The organism is Micromonospora sp. NBC_01655, from assembly GCF_026339755.1.
GTDB lineage: Bacteria > Actinomycetota > Actinomycetes > Mycobacteriales > Micromonosporaceae > Micromonospora.
The window spans coordinates 475,116-491,553 of sequence record NZ_JAPEQF010000001.1; the positions used below are offsets into that span (position 1 = coordinate 475,116).

Sequence of the window (16,438 nt, forward strand, 5' to 3'; positions counted from 1 at the left end):
GTCAGTCGGTGACGGGCCCGAGTTGGGGGCGCTTCGCGGTGACCGTGTCGCCGGACGACCGGCCGGTCAGCCGACGCTTGATCCACGGGGCCAGGTGCTGCCCGGCCCAGCGCAGGTCGGCGGCGCGGGCGGCCAGCCAGGGCGTCGGCGCCGGGTGCGGCGGGACCAGCAGCCAGTCCTCGTCGCAGCCGACACCGAGCGCGGTGAGCACCTGCCCGGCGACCCGCCGGTGCCCGGCCGGGGACAGGTGCAGCCGGTCGGTGCTCCACAGCATCGGATTGAGGAAGGTGTCGTCGGCGTACAGGTCGACCAGGATCGCGCCGTGCCGCTGCGCGGTCTCGCCGACGGCACGGTTGAGCAGCTCGACCCGGGGGGCGACCAGCCGCTGCCCGGGCAGCCGGGCCATCACGTCGGCGAACCGGAACAGCACCACGTCCGCGCCGCCGGAGCGCAGCCGCCCCACCACGTCGTCGAAGCGCTCCACCAGGGCGTTCGGGTCGAAGGTACGGCGCAACACGTCGTTGCCGCCGGCGGCGAAGCTGATCAGGTCGGGCTTCATCGCCAGCGCGGCGGGCACCTGCTCGGCCACGACGTTGGGGAAGAGCCGACCCCGGATGGCCAGGTTCGCATACCGGAAGTCGGGGCCGGCCCCGGCGGCGAGCCGGGTGGCCACCAGATCCGCCCAGCCGCGGTAGGTGCCGTCCGGGTACGCGTCGTCCATGCCCTCGGTGAAGCTGTCCCCCACCGCCACGAAGCTGCGCCAGCGCACCGCACCCTCCCACGTGTGTCCTCGGATCGCCCTGCGCCGATCAGTCTGGCACCGCCGGCGGGGCCCGACACACCGGACCCGGGGCCGACGTGTCCCATCTCCCAGGGCTGGATCACCGATGGCCCGTCGGAGGGTCGACCGCCCCTCTCCGGTACGGCCCCCAAGCGACGAAGCGCTCGAACAGCTCCCGTGGCGTCGGGCCGTCGTGCGGGTTCAACCGGAACAGGCACCACCCGGTTGACGGTCGCGTGTCTCTTCCGAGCGAGCGTGGCCGGCGTGACTGATGAATCGCCCACCGCCTGAATTGGATCGCCTTCTCTCCCGCGCCGGTCGTACGCTGCGTTGATGCTGCTGCGCACGTCGACCCTGCTGCTCCGGACCCTGCGCGAGGATCCGGCGGACGCGGAGGTGCCGAGCCACCGGCTCCTGCTGCGCGCCGGCTACGTCCGCCGCGCCGCCCCGGGCGGCTACACCTGGCTGCCGCTGGGCAAGCTGGTGCTCGACCGGGTGACCGAGGTGGTCCGGCGGGAGATGACCGCGATCGGCGACCAGGAGGTGCACTTCCCGGCGCTGCTGCCGGCCGAGCCCTACCGCACCAGCGGACGGTGGACGGAGTACGGCGACGACATCTTCACCCTGGCCGACCGGAGGGGCGCCGAGCACCTGCTCGCCCCGACCCACGAGGAACTGGCCGCGCTGCTGGTGAAGGACCTGTTCACCTCGTACCGGGACTTCCCGGTGACGCTGTTCCAGATTCAGACGAAGTTCCGCGACGAGGCGCGCCCCCGGGCCGGGCTGTTGCGCGGGCGCGAGTTCCTGATGAAGGACGCGTACTCGTTCGACCTGGACGACGTGGGCCTCCGGGCGGCGTACGAGCGGCACCGCGCGGCGTACCGGCGGATCTTCGACCGGCTGGGGCTCGACCACACGGTGGTGCACGCGACGTCGGGGGCGATGGGCGGGTCGGCGTCGGAGGAGTTCCTGGCCGCCACGCCGGTGGGCGAGGACACCTTCGTCGGCTGCACAGCCTGCGACCACGCCGCCAACACCGAGGCGGTCGTCACCCGGGCCCCGGCCGGCGGCGACCCCGACGCGCAGCCGGCGGCGGCCGTGCACGACACCCCGGAGACCCCGACGATCGCCGCGCTGGTCGAGCTGGCCAACGCCCGCCGCCTCGCCGGTCGCACCGACTGGACGGCCGCAGACACCCTGAAGAACGTCGTGCTGACCGTCCGCCGGCCGGGCGCGGACGAGGCCGAGCTGCTGGTGGTCGGGCTGCCCGGCGACCGCGAGGTGGACCTGAGGCGGGTCGGGGCGGCGCTCGCCCCGGCCACCGTGGCGGTCTTCGACGGCTGGGCCGACCACCCGGAGCTGGTGCGCGGGTACATCGGCCCGCAACTGCTCGGCAAGCTGGGGATCCGGTACCTGGTCGACCCCCGGGTGGTCGCCGGCACCGCCTGGCTGACCGGTGCGAACGAGCCGAACCGGCACGCCACCGACGTGGTGTGCGGGCGGGACTTCATCCCGGACGGCACGATCGAGGCGGCCGAGGTGCTCCCGGGCGACCCGTGCCCGGCCTGCGACGCCGGCACCCTGACGATGCGGCGCGGGATCGAGGTCGGGCACATCTTCCAGCTCGGCCGGCGGTACACCGACGCGTTCGCCGTCGACGTGCTCGGCCCGGCCGGCAAGCCGGTCCGCCCCACCATGGGCTGCTACGGGATCGGGGTGTCCCGGGCGGTCGCCGCGATCGCCGAACAGCACCACGACGCGCGGGGGCTGGTCTGGCCGGCGGCGGTCGCACCGTGCGACGTACACCTGGTGGCGGCGGGGAAGGGGCCGCAGCTCGACGCGGCGCTCGACCTCGGCGAGCGGCTGGCCGCCGCGGGCCTGCGGGTGCTGGTCGACGACCGCACCCACGTCTCGGCCGGGGTGAAGTTCACCGACGCCGAGCTGATCGGCATCCCGCGCGCCGTCGTGGTCGGCCGCCGCCTCGCCGACGGGTACGTCGAGCTGCGCGACCGGGCCACCGGCGCGCGGACCGAGCTGCCGGTGGACGGACTCGTCGACCGGCTGCGGGACGAGGTGCCACGCATTCGGGGCGACAAGGTGTGACGACGGCCGAACTGGGTACCGGTTTCCGAATCGGCACAGGTGCGCATTCGGAGGCTTTCATGACCGGTTACCGGGTCAGCGACGTGATGACCAAGCAGGTGGTCTACCTGTCCGCGGAGACCACCCTGGACGAGGCGGCCAGGGTGATGAAGGAGTCGGACATCGGCGACGTGGTGGTCACCGACGGCGCCAGCCTCGCCGGCATGCTGACCGACCGCGACATCGTGGTCCGGGCGGTGGCCGAGCGCAGCGACCCGGCCAGCACCACCATCGGCTCGATCATCACCCGGGAGGTGGTGATGATCGAGCAGCACTCGACCGCCGGGGAGGCGGCCTCGCTGATGCGCGAGCGCGGCGTCCGCCGCATCCTCGTCTGCGACAACGAGCGCAAGCTCGTCGGCATCGTCTCCCTCGGCGACCTCGCCAGGCAGCTCGACCCCAGCTCCGCCCTCAGCGACATCAGCGAGCAGGCCCCGGCCAGTTGACGGGCGCGCCCCTCCCGACGCCTCCGCGAGCGGAGGGGCCACCTGACCACGCCGGTAACCTGACGGGATGCCCGAGATGCCGACCAAGCTGGCCGAGATCGTCGACGAGTTCGCCGCCGCGCCCCGCGACGTGGTGCTGGAGATGCTGCTGGAGTACGCCGACGTCATCCCGCCGCTGCCCGAGGAGCTGGCCGGCCGGGAGGGCATGGAACAGGTCCCCGAGTGCCAGACGGCGTTCTTCCTGCGCGCCGAGGTCGCACCGGACGGCACGGTGACCACCTGGTTCGACTGCCCGCCGGAGGCGCCGACCACCCGCGCCTTCGCGGGCATCCTCGGCGAGGGGTTGGCCGGGGCGAGCGCCGAGGAGGTGCTCGCCGTGCCGGACGACCTCTACCAGCGGATGGGGCTGGCCCAGGCGATCAGCCCACTGCGGGTCCGGGGCGGCACGGCGATCCTGGCCCGGCTCAAGCGCCAGGTCCGGGAGCAGGTCGCCGCCTGACGCCGCGAAACCCGACCCCGAGCCCGGAGCGGGCTCGACCGACCCGGCTCGGGTCGTCGACGGGCCTGGTCGGCCCCGTCGGTGGTGGCGCCGGGGCGACCCGGCCGGCCCGTTTCCCGTCACATCCGGGAACAGCCGCGCCGGTCGGCGGGTTGTCCCCGGTCATGGAGATCGAGATCTACGCCGACGTGGCCTGCCCCTGGTGCTACATCGGCAAGCGCCGGCTGGAGCAGGCCCTGGAGTCGTACGACGGTGCGGTGACGATCCGGTACCGGCCGTTCCAGCTCGACCCGTCGCCGGTGCCGGCCCCGCAGCCGCTCGTGACGGGGCTGGCCGCGAAGTTCGGCAGCCGGGAACGGGTCGAGCAGATGTTCAGCCACGTGACCGGCGTCGCGGCGGACGCGGGGCTGCGGCTGGACTTCGACCAGGCGGTCACCGCCAACACGTTCGACGCCCACCGGCTCGTCCGGTACGCCACCGGACAGGGCCTCGCCGCCGAGACCGTGGACGCCCTGTACCGGGCCCACTTCACCGACGGCGTGGACGTCGGGTCGCGGGCGGAGCTGGCCCGGCTCGCCGCCGGAGTCGGGCTCGACGAGGCCGAGGTGCGGGCCCACCTCGACTCCGGGGAGGGGTCGGCGGAGGTCGCCGCCGAGCTGGCCGCCGCCCGGGAGTTGGGCGTCACCAGTGTCCCGACGTTCGTGCTGGCCGGGAAGTACGCGGTCACCGGGGCGCAGGAGCCGCAGACCCTGCTGGCCGCCCTGGCCGAGGTGGAGCAGCGCGAGGCGAGCGCCCGCTGACCATCGAAGATCACGATGTTTCACGTGCAACAACATCGACATAGTTGAAGCTCACGCCGGTCTGGCCAGGCCCTCCACCACCCGCGCGCCGGGCAGCGCGCCGAGGGCCGGCCCCGGCAGGGCGATCTTGCTGTGCCGCACGCCCGAGCCGATGATGACGTGCGGGGCGGCGATCACCCGCGCGTCCACCAGGATCGGCCAGTCCTCGGGCAGCCCGATCGGGGTGATCCCGCCGTACTGCATCCCGGTCGCCGCGACCGCGTCGGCCATCGGGGCGAAGCTCGCCTTACGCACGTCGAGCGTCCGGCGGGCCACCCCGTTCACGTCGACACGCGTCGTGGCGAGCACGACGCAGGCGGCGTACCGCACCTCGCCCTCGCGCCGGCCCGCGACCACCACGCAGTTCGCCGACACGTCCAGCCCCACCTCGTACGCGGCGCAGAACGCGGCGGTGTCGGCGAGGTCGGCGTCGATCGGCGCGACCAGCACGTCGTCGACGTCCACCGGCGCGTCAGCGGACCACCGCCCGATCGCGGCTGCCACCGGAGGCGCCAGCAGGTCCAAGCGGGTACGGGCGGGCTCGGTCTTCAGCGTCCCCATCACGGGTGGATCCTCGCACCCCGCCATCCCACGCGCTCGCGGCGGCCCGTCGTGGGTCGGCCCGGCCCCGTGCCCGGGCCGACCCACGGGACCCGCTCCGCCCCGATCGGAACAGGCGACCCGTCAGCCGTTGGCGACGAACGGGTTGTCTCGGACGAACGTCCGGTCCCCGGCGGCGGCAACCTCCTCGGCACGGAGCAGGCCGGGCCGCCGGGCCTCCAGATCCTCGAAGGCGTGCCGGACGGCGATCCGGATCACCCCGTAGAGGAACACGAATCCGCAGACGTAGAGAATCACGGTGGTGACGAGAACCAGCATGAGGTCACCGTAGGCAGCCGGCGAACGAGTGGACCGCTCACCTCCGGCCGGTTCCCCCGTACGTGTCGGCCAGGTGGTCGGACCAGCTCCGGATGCCCGTCGGGGCCGCCCGGGTGGTGAGCGCACCGGAGCGCAGGGCCCGCCCGAGCCGCCCCGGAACGCGCACGGGCAACAGCGGGCGGCGCGATCCCCGAGCGGCACGCCACGCCTCCACCGCCGCGTCGAAGCGCAGCACCTGCGGGCCGCCGTACTCCTCGATGCCCTCCAGCGGACCGGCGGCGAGCCGCCCGGAGAGCCGGGCGGCCACCTCGCCCGCGTCGACCGGCTGGGCGAGCACCGCCCGGTCGCCGATCACCGGGCCGAGCCGGCCCGCCAGGGCCAGCAGGTCGTCGAGGAAGGGGTGGAACTGGGTGGCCCGCAGCACCGACCAGGGCACCGGCCCGGCGGCGACCACCCGCTCGGCGGCCAGCTTGTGCCGGTAGTACGGGAACGGCACCCGGTCCACCCCGACGATCGAGACGTAGAGCAGGTGGCCGACCCCGGCCCGGCCGGCCGCGACAGCCAGCCGACGGGTGCCGAGCACGTCGACCTGGTGGGTGCGCCGCCCGCCGCCCGGCGTGGAGGCCAGGTGCAGGACGGCTGCCACCCCGGCCACCGCGTCGGGCAGCCCCTCGCCGGTGGCCAGGTCCCCCGTCACCCACTCCGCGGCCTGGCCACCGTGCGGCCGACGGCTCATCGCCCGCACGACGAAACCGTCTCCTCGCAGCCGCGGTAGCACCGCCCGCCCGAGCGCACCCGACGCCCCGGTCACCAGCACCTTCATGGCACCTCCCTCGCGGAGCCCTCGCGGGGCGTCCACCCCTCCCGACGAGCCGGCCGGCCGAATCGTGACGATGTCGGTCCGCGCCGGCGGCCCGAGGACCGCGCGGGTGGTCGGCGGCGGGAGCGGTTCCGTCAGCCGGCCGGCCGGGCTGGGGCCGGAACCACCCGGCCGGCGAGCAGGACGCCCACCGCGGCCAGGGCGGCGGCGACCACGAGGACGGCGGTGTAGCTGCCCGGGCCCGGCACCGACCCGACCGCGAGCACCGCGCCGGTCAGCGCCAGCACCGCCGCCGCGAACAGCGAGTCGCCAAGTTGCAGGGAGGAGCTGTTGCGCCCCTGCTCGCCGGGGGCCGACAGCTCCAGGGTGAGCACCGACAGCGACGGGTACAGCAGCCCCATCCCGAGCCCGGCGACGGCCCAGCCGAGCACGCCGACCGGCAGCGGCACCGCCGGCCACACCGCGAGTGCCACCGTGGCCGTCCCGACGGCGATGCAGACCAGTCCGGCGCGCACGAGGGTGGCCGGCGAACGGGGCACGGGCAGCCGCACCCGGCCCCCGCTCACCGGGGCGCTGCCCGGCGCGGGCAGCCGGCCCTGCAACCAGGACCCGGCCGACCAGGAGAGCGCCCCGACGGTGAGCATCAGGCCCGCCTCGGTCGGCGACAGCCCGCGCTCCCGGGAGAGCATCAGCGGGATCACCACCTCCGCGCTGGCGAACGCGGCGGAGGCCAGCCCGCGCAGCCCGATCACCGTCGGCAGGCCCCGGCCGGCGCGCAGGAAACCGGCCGGCAGCAGGCGCGGAGCGCAACACAGCAGTCCGGCGAGCGCCGCTGCCACCAGTCCGACCGCCACGGCGCCGCGCTGCTGACCCCCGTAGTGCAGCAACGCGGCGCTCACCCCCGCCCCGCAGGCCCAGCCGACCCGGGCCGCCGCGCCGGAGGCCAGCCGGACGGCGGGCGAGACGACGGTCCGCAGGCCCGGCTGGACCAGCAGCACCGCCGGCACCGCCACCGCCGGCACCGCCACCGCCGGCACCGCCAGGAAGACCCAGCGCCAGCCGAGGTGCTCGACCACCAGACCGGCCAGCGCCGGCCCGACCAACGACGGTACGACCCAGGCCGCCGCGAACGCGGCGAAGATCCGCCGGTGCAGCACCTCCGGGTACGCCCGCCCGACCACCACGTACAGCGCCACCGAGAGCAGGCCGGAGCCGAAACCCTGCACCAACCGGCCCACCACCAGCACGCCCATCGCCGACGCGGTGCCGGCGAGCAGGAGCCCGACGACGAACCACGCCACCCCGTGCCACACCGGCGCCCGGGGACCCCGCGCGTCGCACCAGATGCCGGAGACCACCATGGCCACCACGCCGGAGGCGAAGGGACCGCCGAACGCCAGCCCGTACCAGGACAGCCCGTCGAGGCTGCGGGCCACCGTGGGCATCGCGGTGCCGACGGCGAGCGCCTCGAACGCGATCAGCGAGACCAGGGCCACCACCCCCACCGTCATGGCCCGCAGGCGCGGGGCGAACAGGCGGTCCGGCGCGACCGGGCTCGCGACCGCGGCGGTCATCGGCGACCGGCCGGTCCGGGCACCCGGACCGGGCCCCGCGCCGAGGCGTCCCGAGTGCGGCGACGGCCACCGGCCGGCCGGTTACGGCCCGCCGCCGACCTGAACAGTTCCCACGACATGCGCCCAGCCTCCGACTTGAACCCGGATTGAGGTCAAGGCAGAGGTGACGGCCTTGGCGGGTCGACCCGGTTTCTCGGCCGCGCTGTCTCGGCCGCGCCGGCGGCGACCTCGACCGGGTTCCACCCGCGCTCCGGTCCATGCCCGCGACGGCGGAAACTTCCCCGCCGGCCAGGGTATGACCGGCGTGCGGGCGGGAAGGCAGCGCGCCGGGACCGAGCGTGGGAGGCGAAATGGGGCACGGCGGGGACAACGGCGGCACCGGAAGACCGGGCCGGCCACTACCCGGCCGTACCGCTCGATGATGTCGCTGGGCCGGGTCGCCGGCCGCCTCCTGCCGTCGGTGGCCGTGCCCCACCTCCTCGGCGGCGCGTCCCGGGCCGTCCCGCACCTGGTCGGCGACGCGTCGCGTACCGCCAGCACCGCCGCGGCCCGACTGGCCCGGCTGACGGGCCTGACCCGGCGCCGGGTCTGGTCCCGGCCCGGGCGGCACCACATCGAGGTGCACGGCGTCTGCCAGGACGGCGGCGACCGGCTCGCCCGCCAGGTGGAGCGGGAGTTGGAGCGGCAACCCGGCGTGTGCTGGGCCAGGGTCAACGCCCCCTCCGGCCGGGTGGTGGTTGCGGTCCGGGAGCCGGAGCCGAGACTACGCGACCTGATCGCCACGGTCGCCCGGTGCGAACGCACCTGCGAGCACGAGCCGGACCCGGAGATCCCCCCACCGCACCCGCCGGAGGAGGGACCACGCACCCCACGCACCCTCGGCGCGCTCGCCTCGGACGCGCTCGGCCTGACCCTTTCGGCGGCCACCCGGATCCTGCCGTTCGCCCCGGTCCCCGGCGAGGTGGCCGGGGTGCTCACCGCCGTCGACCTGCACCCGAAGCTGCACGCCCTGGCCGGTCGGGGGCTACGCGCCGACCCCCGCGCCGACGTGCTCTTCCCGCTCGCCGAGGCGGTCGTGCAGGGACTGACCGGCGGCTGGGCCGGGATCGTGCTGGACGGCGCCCAGCGGATCGTGCAGTGGGGCGAGGCGCATGCCCAGCTCGCGGCCTGGACGAAGGCCGAACCCCGGCTCACCGGCGACCCGGACCGGGCCGTCGCCCGGGTGCCCACGGCCGGGCGGCCGAACCCGAAGCCGGACGGCCCCGTCGAGCGGTTCATCAACCGGATGCTGGCTGCGGGCGCGGCGGCCGGCGCGGCGGCGGTGCCGGTGGTCGGCCGCAAGCGAGCCGCCGCGGTGGCGCTGTCCAGCCTGCCCAAGGCCCCGGGCAGCGGGCGCGAGGGGTACGCGGCCCAGCTCGGCCGGATGCTCGCCCGGCGCGGAGTGATCGCCATGGACGGCAGTGTGCTGCGCGAGCTGGACCGGATCGACACGGTGGTGCTGGACGCGGCGGTGCTCGGCTCGGACCGGGGGGTGCTGGCCGACCTGGCCCCGCTGTCCGGGGCGGACACCGGGCAGGTGGCGGCCCGCGCCTTCGCCCTCTTCGACCCGGCCGCGCCCGACCGGGTGCGGGAGGCGGACGGGTGGCGGCTCGGCCCGCTGGACGAGCTCGACGCCACCGACCCGGGCGACACCGACGACAGCCGGCGGATGCGGGCGGACGGAGGCACCCTGCTCGGCCTCGCGGAGGGGGATCGCCTGGCCGCCCTGCTCCAGGTGGAGCCCGAACCCGCCCCGGCCGTGGACGCGTTGCCGACCGCCGCCCGGCTCGCCGGCCTGCGCCTGGTGGTGGCCGGCGACGACGACGGCCGGTACACCTTCGCCGACGCCGTGCTGCCCGGCGGTGCCCGGATCGCCGAGACCGTCCGCCGGTTGCAGCGCGACGGCGCGGTGGTGATGCTGCTCTCCGCCGACCGGGCGGCGCTGGGCGCGTCCGACTGCGGGCTGGGGCTGGCCGGCCCGGATGACCTGCCGCCCTGGGGGGCGCACCTGCTGGTCGGCGCCGACCTGCGGATCGCCGCGCTGATCATCGAGGCTGCCGGGGTGGCCCGCCGGATGACCGAACAGAACATCCGGCTGTCGCTGGCCGGCACCGGCCTGGGCGCGCTGGGGGCGTTCACAGCCGACCCCCGACGGCTGCCGAGACGGTCGCTGGATGCCGTCAACGGGGCCGCCGCCCTGGCCTTCCTGCACGGGGTGTGGCGGGCGGGCCGGCTGTCCGACCGCGCCGATTCCCCGGTCCCGGCCGTGACCGCCTGGCACCTGATGCCGGCCGACGCCGTGCTCCGCCAGCTCGACACCGACGGCGACGGCCTGGACTCCGCCGAGGCGGAGCGCCGCTCCGGCGGCGAGACCGGAGAGGGGCCCGGCCCGTCCGGGCTGCTCCGCACCTTCGTCGACGAGCTGGCCAACCCGCTCACGCCGGTGCTGGCCGCCGGCGCGGTCCTCTCCGCGAGCTTCGGCTCACTGGTCGACGCGGCCCTGGTCGGTGGGGTGGTGGGCGGATCGGCCCTGGTCGGGGCGGTGCACCAACGCAACACCGAACGGTCGCTGGCGGAGCTGCTGTCCCGCTCGGCGGTCACCGCCCGGGTCCGCCGGGACGGCGAGGAACGGCTGGTGCCCGCCGACGTACTGGTCCCGGGCGACGTGATCGTGCTCGGGCCCGGCGACGCCGTACCGGCGGACTGCCGGGTGCTGGCGACGGACGGCCTGGAAGCCGACGAGTCGTCGCTGACCGGCGAGTCGCTGCCGGTGGGTAAGACCGCCGACCCGGTGGTCGCCGCCGCCGTCGCCGACCGGCGCTCCATGCTGTACGAGGGCACCACGATCGCCACCGGGCACGGCACCGCCGTGGTGGTGGCCACCGGCGTGGGCACCGAGGCCGGGCGGAGCCTGGCGCTGGCCCAGCAGTCGCCCCCGGCCAGCGGGGTGGAGGCCCGCCTCGGCCGGCTGACGAGCACGGCGATCCCGCTGGCCGCCGGATCGGCGGTGGCGGTGGCCGGGGCGGGACTGCTGCGCGGCGTACCCCTGGCGGAGACGGCGGCGACCGCCGCGAACCTGGCCGTGGCGTCGGTGCCGGAGGGACTGCCGTTCCTGGTCAGCGCTGCCCAGCTCGCCGCGGCCAGACGGCTGGCCGAGCACGGCGCGCTGGTCCGCAATCCGCGCACGATCGAGGCGCTGGGCCGCGTCGACGTGCTCTGCTTCGACAAGACCGGCACCCTCACCGAGGGCCAGTTGCTGCTCGCCGGGGTGGGCGACGGCAGCGGCACCCGGTACGCCCCGCCGGAGCGGCTGGACGATCCGCTGCGGCTGACCCTGGCCGCCGCGCTGCGGGCCACCCCGGCCGGCGATCCGGACGAGCTGCCGCAGCAGACCGACCGGGCGGTCCGCCGGGGGGCCGGGGCGGCAGGGGTCGACGAGCGCGCCGGCGCGGACGGCTGGCAGGCGGCCGGGGGCCTGCCGTTCGAGCCGTCCCGCGGCTACCACGCCACGGTCGGCAGAACCGGTGACGGCCTGCTGCTCAGCGTCAAGGGCGCGCCGGAGACCGTGGTGCCGCGGTGCGCCGACCGGCGCACCGCCGACGGTGGCGACCGACCGCTGGACGACGCCGGCCGGGACGAGCTGCACCGGATGCTCGCCGACCGGGCCGGCGCCGGGCACCGCATCCTGGCCGTCGCCGAGCGGCGGGTAGCCGGGGAGTCGATCACCGACGAGGAGGTCGACGACCTGGTCTTCGTCGGCTTCCTGGCGCTCGCCGACGGGGTACGCAAGTCGGCCGCGCCCGCCGTCCGCCGGATCCGGCAGGCCGGGGTGCACACCATCATGATCACCGGGGACCATCCGGCGACGGCCTCGGCGATCGCGTCGACCATCAGCCCCGACCACGGCGAGCAGCGGGTGGCCACCGGCACGGAGCTGGACCGGCTCGACGACGACGCGCTCGCCGAGCGGCTCACCCGCACCGACGTGGTGGCCCGCTGCACTCCCGCCCACAAGGTCCGGATCATCCAGGCGTTGCAGAAGTGCGGCCGGACCGTGGCGATGACCGGGGACGGGGCCAACGACGCCCCGGCGATCCGGCTGGCCGACGTCGGCATCGCCCTCGGCCAGCGCGGCACCCCCGCCGCCCGGGCCGCCGCCGACCTGGTGGTGACCGACGACCGGCTGGAGACGATCATCGCCACCCTGGTCGAGGGGCGGGCCATGTGGTCGTCGGTCCGGCACGCGCTGAGCATCCTGGTCGGCGGCAACCTCGGCGAGATCGCGTTCAGCGTGCTGAGCGCGGCCAGCACCGGCCGTTCGGCGCTCACCGGGCGGCAACTGCTCCTGGTCAACCTGCTCACCGACCTCGCGCCCGCGATGGCCATCGCGGTTCGGCCGCCCGCCTCCGACCACGCCGACCACCTGCTGCGGGAGGGCCCGGACAGCTCGCTCGGCGAGACCCTCAACCGGGAGATCGCGCTACGCGCGGCGTCCACGACGCTGGGCGCGACGGTGGGCTGGACGCTCGCCCGGTACACCGGCCGGCGGCGCCGGGCCGGCACGGTCGCGCTGGCCTCGCTGATCGGCACCCAGCTCGGGCAGACCGTGCTCGCCGGTGGGACCAGCCCGGCGGTGCTCGCCTCGACCGCCGCGTCGATCGGGGTGCTGGTCCTCGTGGTACAGACCCCCGGGGTCAGCCAGTTCTTCGGCTGTACCCCGCTCGGGCCGGTCGGCTGGGGCATCGCCACCGGCTCGGCGCTCGGTGCCACCCTCGCCAACGGCGCCCTCACCCGCCTGCTCAACGCCGGGGCGGACACCCCGGCCAACCCCGGGGCGGACACCCCGGCCGAGGCCGGGAACGACGCCCCGGCCAGCCCCGGGGAGCATGCCCCGGACGACACCGGGGAGGATGCTGCGCGCGTCAGCCGCCCTGGCGCCAGGTCGCAGCCGCCCGACCCAGCCGGTCGTTGATCGCCCGACCCACGCCGGTGTCCGGGACCCGCTCGGCGACGATCTCGGTCACCCCGGTCGCGTCGAGCCGGTGCAACGCGTCGAAGAGCCGGGCCGCCGCCACCGTCAGGTCCCCCGCCGGGGACAGCACCTCTACCGCCGCCCAGTCGCCGCCCGCTGGGAACTCCCGGAAGGCGAGCAGCCCTCGCCGGCCGCCGTCGCCGGCCGCCGACTCCGCCGCCCCGACCACCCGCAACGGGGTACGCGGGGCGTAGTGCGCGGCCAACGTACCGGGCGCCACCGGCTGACCGGAACTGCCCGGCCGTACGGTCACCGGACCGACCGCCTCGACCAGGGCCTCCACCGGCAGCGCGCCGAGCCGGAGCACCACCGGGCGTTCGCCCCGGGCGTCCACGATGGTGGACTCGATGCCGCACCGGGTCGGCCCGCCGTCGAGCACCACGTCCACCGCCGCGCCCAGCCCGGCCACCACGTGCTCGGCCCGGGTGGGACTGAGCTGGCCGAACCGGTTGGCGCTGGGCGCGGCCACCGGCACCCCGGCCGCGGCGATCAACGCCCGGGCGGACGGCTCGTCCGGCACCCGGACGGCCATCGTCTCCAGCCCCGACGTGACGATCGGCGGGATCGCGGCGGGCCGGTCCACGATCAACGTCAGCGGACCCGGCCAGAACCGCTCAGCCAGCGCCGCCACCGCCGCCGGCACCCGCCCCACCAGCCCGGTCAGGTCGGCCGCGTCGGCCAGGTGGGTGATCAGCGGGTCGAAGCTCGGCCGCTGCTTCGCCTCGAAGATCCGGGCCGCTGCCCGGGCGTCGAGGGCGTTGGCACCCAGCCCGTAGACGGTCTCGGTGGGGAACGCCACCAGCCCCCCGGCGCGCAGGACGGAGGCGGCTTCGGCGATGCCACCGTCGGCGGACAGGAGTCGCGGGGTTCCGGTGCTCACGCCCCGACGCTAACCTGCCCCTTCCGAGGACGCGGCCGGTGGGGGCATGCCCCGCCCCCGAGAGCCCCCACCAGCCGCGACTCGTTGTCGTCGAGGAACCGGTACGCCCGGCGCTGCGACTCGTGGCCGTCCCCGACCCGGCCAGACAACCAGCACCGGGGCGACGGCGCCAGGTGACGGGCTTGCCGGCTCTCCCCTGCGCGTCATTTCTCGGAGCCAGGCTCCGGCGGCGGTCCGTTCTCGCAGCGCCGCATGCCCGCGAGCGGTTCGCCACAGTTGACGCCAAGTTACTGGGCAAGCGTGTCACGGGCACTCGCCGCCTTAGCTTCCAGCGCGACGCCGCGTATCGTCCCGACGTATCGGTTCGATATATCGCATAGTTAGACCCGACTGACGAGGGAGCGGCGATGAGGCGGGTCGATTACGACACGGGGCAGCACCAGAACTACCCGCGCGGCCGCGCGCTCACCGAGCAGCAGTTGGGGGCATGGATAACCGCCTTCGCAGCCGCGCTACCCGAGCGGCGCCCGCTGGTGGGGCTGGACGTCGGGTCAGGGACCGGCAGGTTCACCCCTGCGCTGGCGCGAGCGTTCGGGCCGGTGACCGGGGTCGAGCCGTCGGTCCGCATGCGCGAGGTGGCGCAGGCGCAGTCCCAGCGTCCCGGCGTGCGGTACCTGGCAGGCTCCGCCGAGGACATGCCAGTGCCGTCCGGCAGCGCCGACTACGCGCTCATGTTCTTGTCCTGGCACCACGTCGAGGACAAGCCTCGAGCGGTCCGGGAGCTGGCCAGGGTACTCAGGCCGGCCGGGCGGCTGCTACTGCGCGGAAACTTCAGCGACCATCATCCCGAGCCGTGGTGGCTGGACCACTTCCCTCGCGGCCTTGAGGTGGACACCGCGCTGTTCCAGCCGCTGCACGAGGTCATCGCGATGTTCACGGCGGCCGGTTGGCGCGTTGCCGGATTCGGCATGGTCACCCCTCCGTCCGACGGCACTCGCGCCGACATGCTCGAACGGCTGCGCTTGCGCACTCTCTCGTTCTTCGCCCGGCTCAGCCCCGACGAGGTGGAGGCCGGCCTCCGCAGCATCGAGGAGGCCGTATCCGGCGATCCCGGCGCGCCATCGCCCGCGCTGTCCGAGCCGCTACTCACGCTCGAACGGCGCTAGCGCCGGGGTAGCCGATCGGCCCAGCGGCGTCATCGGCTCAAAGATCAAGAATGATCCGTGCCGAACCTGTGCCCGATGATCTTGTCTGGGCAAAAACCTGGCCGTCCCGACCGCGTCGGCGTTGACCAAGTCGCGGAAGTCCCGGCCCGGTCGCGGCCGGCGTGACCAGCACCGGTCACATCGGTTTCGGCAGCTCGGCGATCACCTGGAAGCCGACCTGTGGTCCGACCTGGGCCACCAACGATCCGCCCGCCTCGGCGAGGCGTTCCGCCAAGCCTTTCAACCCGTTGCCGGGCGTCGCATCGGGCGTGCCCGCCGGACGGGACGAGGGCCGGTTGGTGCCGTTGTCCGTGATCTCCAGTCGGACCTGTTGCTGGCTGTGCACCATGACGATCTCGACCTGGGTGGCGTTGCTGTGCCGAATGATGTTCGTCGCCGCTTCCCGTAGCACCCAACCGAGCACCGCCTCGGTCTCCGGATCGAGTGGTGGACCGGAGAGCTGGACGTCCTGCGTTACCCCCGCCGTGCTCAAGGCCGACCGGGCCCGGTCCAGTTCGGTGGCCAGGTTGCTCTCTCGATAGCCCGAGACGGCTTCCCGGATCTCGGTCAGGGCCTGTCGGCCGACGGTCTCGATGTCGGACGCCTGGACGGCTGCCTGCGCCGGGTTACGCTCCATCAGCCGTCGCACCGCCTCGGCCTTCACCACAATGACCGACATGCTGTGTCCGAGCAGGTCATGCAGGTCGCGGGCGAAGCGCAGACGTTCCCGATCCACCGCAGACCGGGCCAGCTCCTCCCGGGTCCGGCGGAGTTCCGCCGCCGTCGCGGCCAGACCGAGGATGGCGGCCGTCACCAGGCCGGAGATGAAGGTGCCATAGCCGTTGATCATCGCGGCCAACGGGTCGTGGTCCCGCTCCCCGGAGATCAAGCCGGCCGACCCGCCCAGGACGGTCAGCGCCACGACGAGGTGCTGACCACGGAGTACCGCACCGCAGACCAGCGCCAACGGTATGAACAACTGGATCCAGTTTCCGCCGTACCCCAGGGCGAGCGGGTAGGTGACAGCAGCCTGGGCGGCGAGCAGCCCCAGCTTGATCCGGTTCGCGCGGCGACTGGGATCGAACGCCCGATACGCCACCGTGACGTAGAGGGCGACGAAGGCCAGCAGGCCGGCACCGCCCAGCCAGGGAAGGGACATCTCACCCCGGACAAGGTCGGCGACGGCACCGGCGGTCAGCATCAGCCCTGGAAGGAAGGCGGTCCCGCTGGTCAGTTCCGGCAGTTTGCCGACGTCTACGTTCGAGGTCGACCACCAGCGCCTCTTCATGCCTGTCTCTCCTG

At 74.9% G+C, this 16,438-nt stretch carries 13 protein-coding genes; 6 read left to right on the plus strand and 7 right to left on the minus strand.

Annotated elements, in window-relative coordinates; translation table 11 throughout:
* Window position 1: 1 nt before the first annotated feature.
* Window positions 2-769 (minus strand): SGNH/GDSL hydrolase family protein, encoded by a 768-nt coding sequence (locus OOK41_RS02365; RefSeq protein ID WP_266262788.1) that lies wholly within the window; start codon window positions 767-769, stop codon window positions 2-4.
* 345 nt (window positions 770-1,114) lie between these two features.
* Between OOK41_RS02365 and OOK41_RS02370 the strand changes: the two genes are divergently transcribed.
* From OOK41_RS02370 to OOK41_RS02385, 4 genes are all read left to right on the plus strand, one after another.
* Window positions 1,115-2,884 (plus strand): proline--tRNA ligase, encoded by a 1,770-nt coding sequence (locus tag OOK41_RS02370; protein ID WP_266262790.1) that lies wholly within the window; start codon window positions 1,115-1,117, stop codon window positions 2,882-2,884.
* Window positions 2,885-2,943: 59 nt separating this feature from the next.
* Complete coding sequence (locus OOK41_RS02375) at window positions 2,944-3,369, plus strand: CBS domain-containing protein (protein WP_266262792.1); 426 nt, start codon at window positions 2,944-2,946, stop codon at window positions 3,367-3,369.
* Between the two features lie 67 nt (window positions 3,370-3,436).
* Window positions 3,437-3,868: a SufE family protein gene (locus OOK41_RS02380; RefSeq protein WP_266262794.1), complete on the plus strand. Its 432-nt coding sequence runs from the start codon at window positions 3,437-3,439 to the stop codon at window positions 3,866-3,868.
* A 164-nt stretch (window positions 3,869-4,032) separates the two neighbouring features.
* Window positions 4,033-4,668: a DsbA family protein gene (locus OOK41_RS02385; RefSeq protein ID WP_266262796.1), complete on the plus strand. Its 636-nt coding sequence runs from the start codon at window positions 4,033-4,035 to the stop codon at window positions 4,666-4,668.
* Window positions 4,669-4,719: 51 nt separating this feature from the next.
* Here the strand turns inward: OOK41_RS02385 and OOK41_RS02390 are convergent, their stop codons facing one another.
* The 4 genes from OOK41_RS02390 to OOK41_RS02405 all read right to left on the minus strand — a co-directional run bounded on the left by OOK41_RS02390 (window position 4,720) and on the right by OOK41_RS02405 (window position 7,980).
* Window positions 4,720-5,268: a YbaK/EbsC family protein gene (locus OOK41_RS02390; protein WP_117668098.1), complete on the minus strand. Its 549-nt coding sequence runs from the start codon at window positions 5,266-5,268 to the stop codon at window positions 4,720-4,722.
* Window positions 5,269-5,391: 123 nt separating this feature from the next.
* The gene (locus OOK41_RS02395) at window positions 5,392-5,586 is read right to left on the minus strand and encodes a hypothetical protein (protein WP_117668099.1); all 195 of its coding nucleotides are present in this window, start codon (window positions 5,584-5,586) and stop codon (window positions 5,392-5,394) included.
* 37 nt (window positions 5,587-5,623) lie between these two features.
* Window positions 5,624-6,409, minus strand: a complete 786-nt coding sequence (locus OOK41_RS02400; RefSeq protein WP_266262798.1) for an SDR family oxidoreductase — start codon at window positions 6,407-6,409, stop codon at window positions 5,624-5,626.
* Between the two features lie 131 nt (window positions 6,410-6,540).
* A complete protein-coding gene (locus tag OOK41_RS02405; protein WP_266262800.1) occupies window positions 6,541-7,980 on the minus strand; it encodes an MFS transporter in 1,440 nt (479 codons plus the stop codon).
* Window positions 7,981-8,398: 418 nt separating this feature from the next.
* On the opposite strand from OOK41_RS02405, the gene OOK41_RS02410 reads away from it, so the two are divergent.
* On the plus strand, window positions 8,399-12,991 hold the full coding sequence (locus OOK41_RS02410; RefSeq protein WP_266262802.1) for a cation-translocating P-type ATPase: 4,593 nt from the start codon (window positions 8,399-8,401) through the stop codon (window positions 12,989-12,991).
* Here the strand turns inward: OOK41_RS02410 and OOK41_RS02415 are convergent.
* Window positions 12,942-13,907, minus strand: a complete 966-nt coding sequence (locus OOK41_RS02415; RefSeq protein ID WP_266267712.1) for an L-threonylcarbamoyladenylate synthase — start codon at window positions 13,905-13,907, stop codon at window positions 12,942-12,944. The genes OOK41_RS02410 and OOK41_RS02415 overlap by 50 nt on opposite strands.
* 431 nt (window positions 13,908-14,338) lie before the next feature.
* On the opposite strand from OOK41_RS02415, the gene OOK41_RS02420 reads away from it, so the two are divergent.
* A complete protein-coding gene (locus OOK41_RS02420; protein WP_266262804.1) occupies window positions 14,339-15,097 on the plus strand; it encodes a class I SAM-dependent methyltransferase in 759 nt (252 codons plus the stop codon).
* 175 nt (window positions 15,098-15,272) lie between these two features.
* On the opposite strand, the gene OOK41_RS02425 is transcribed toward OOK41_RS02420, so the two are convergent.
* Window positions 15,273-16,424 carry a sensor histidine kinase gene (locus OOK41_RS02425; RefSeq protein WP_266262805.1) on the minus strand — a complete coding sequence of 384 codons (1,152 nt, stop codon included), beginning with the start codon at window positions 16,422-16,424 and terminating at the stop codon, window positions 15,273-15,275.
* Window positions 16,425-16,438 lie beyond the last annotated feature (14 nt).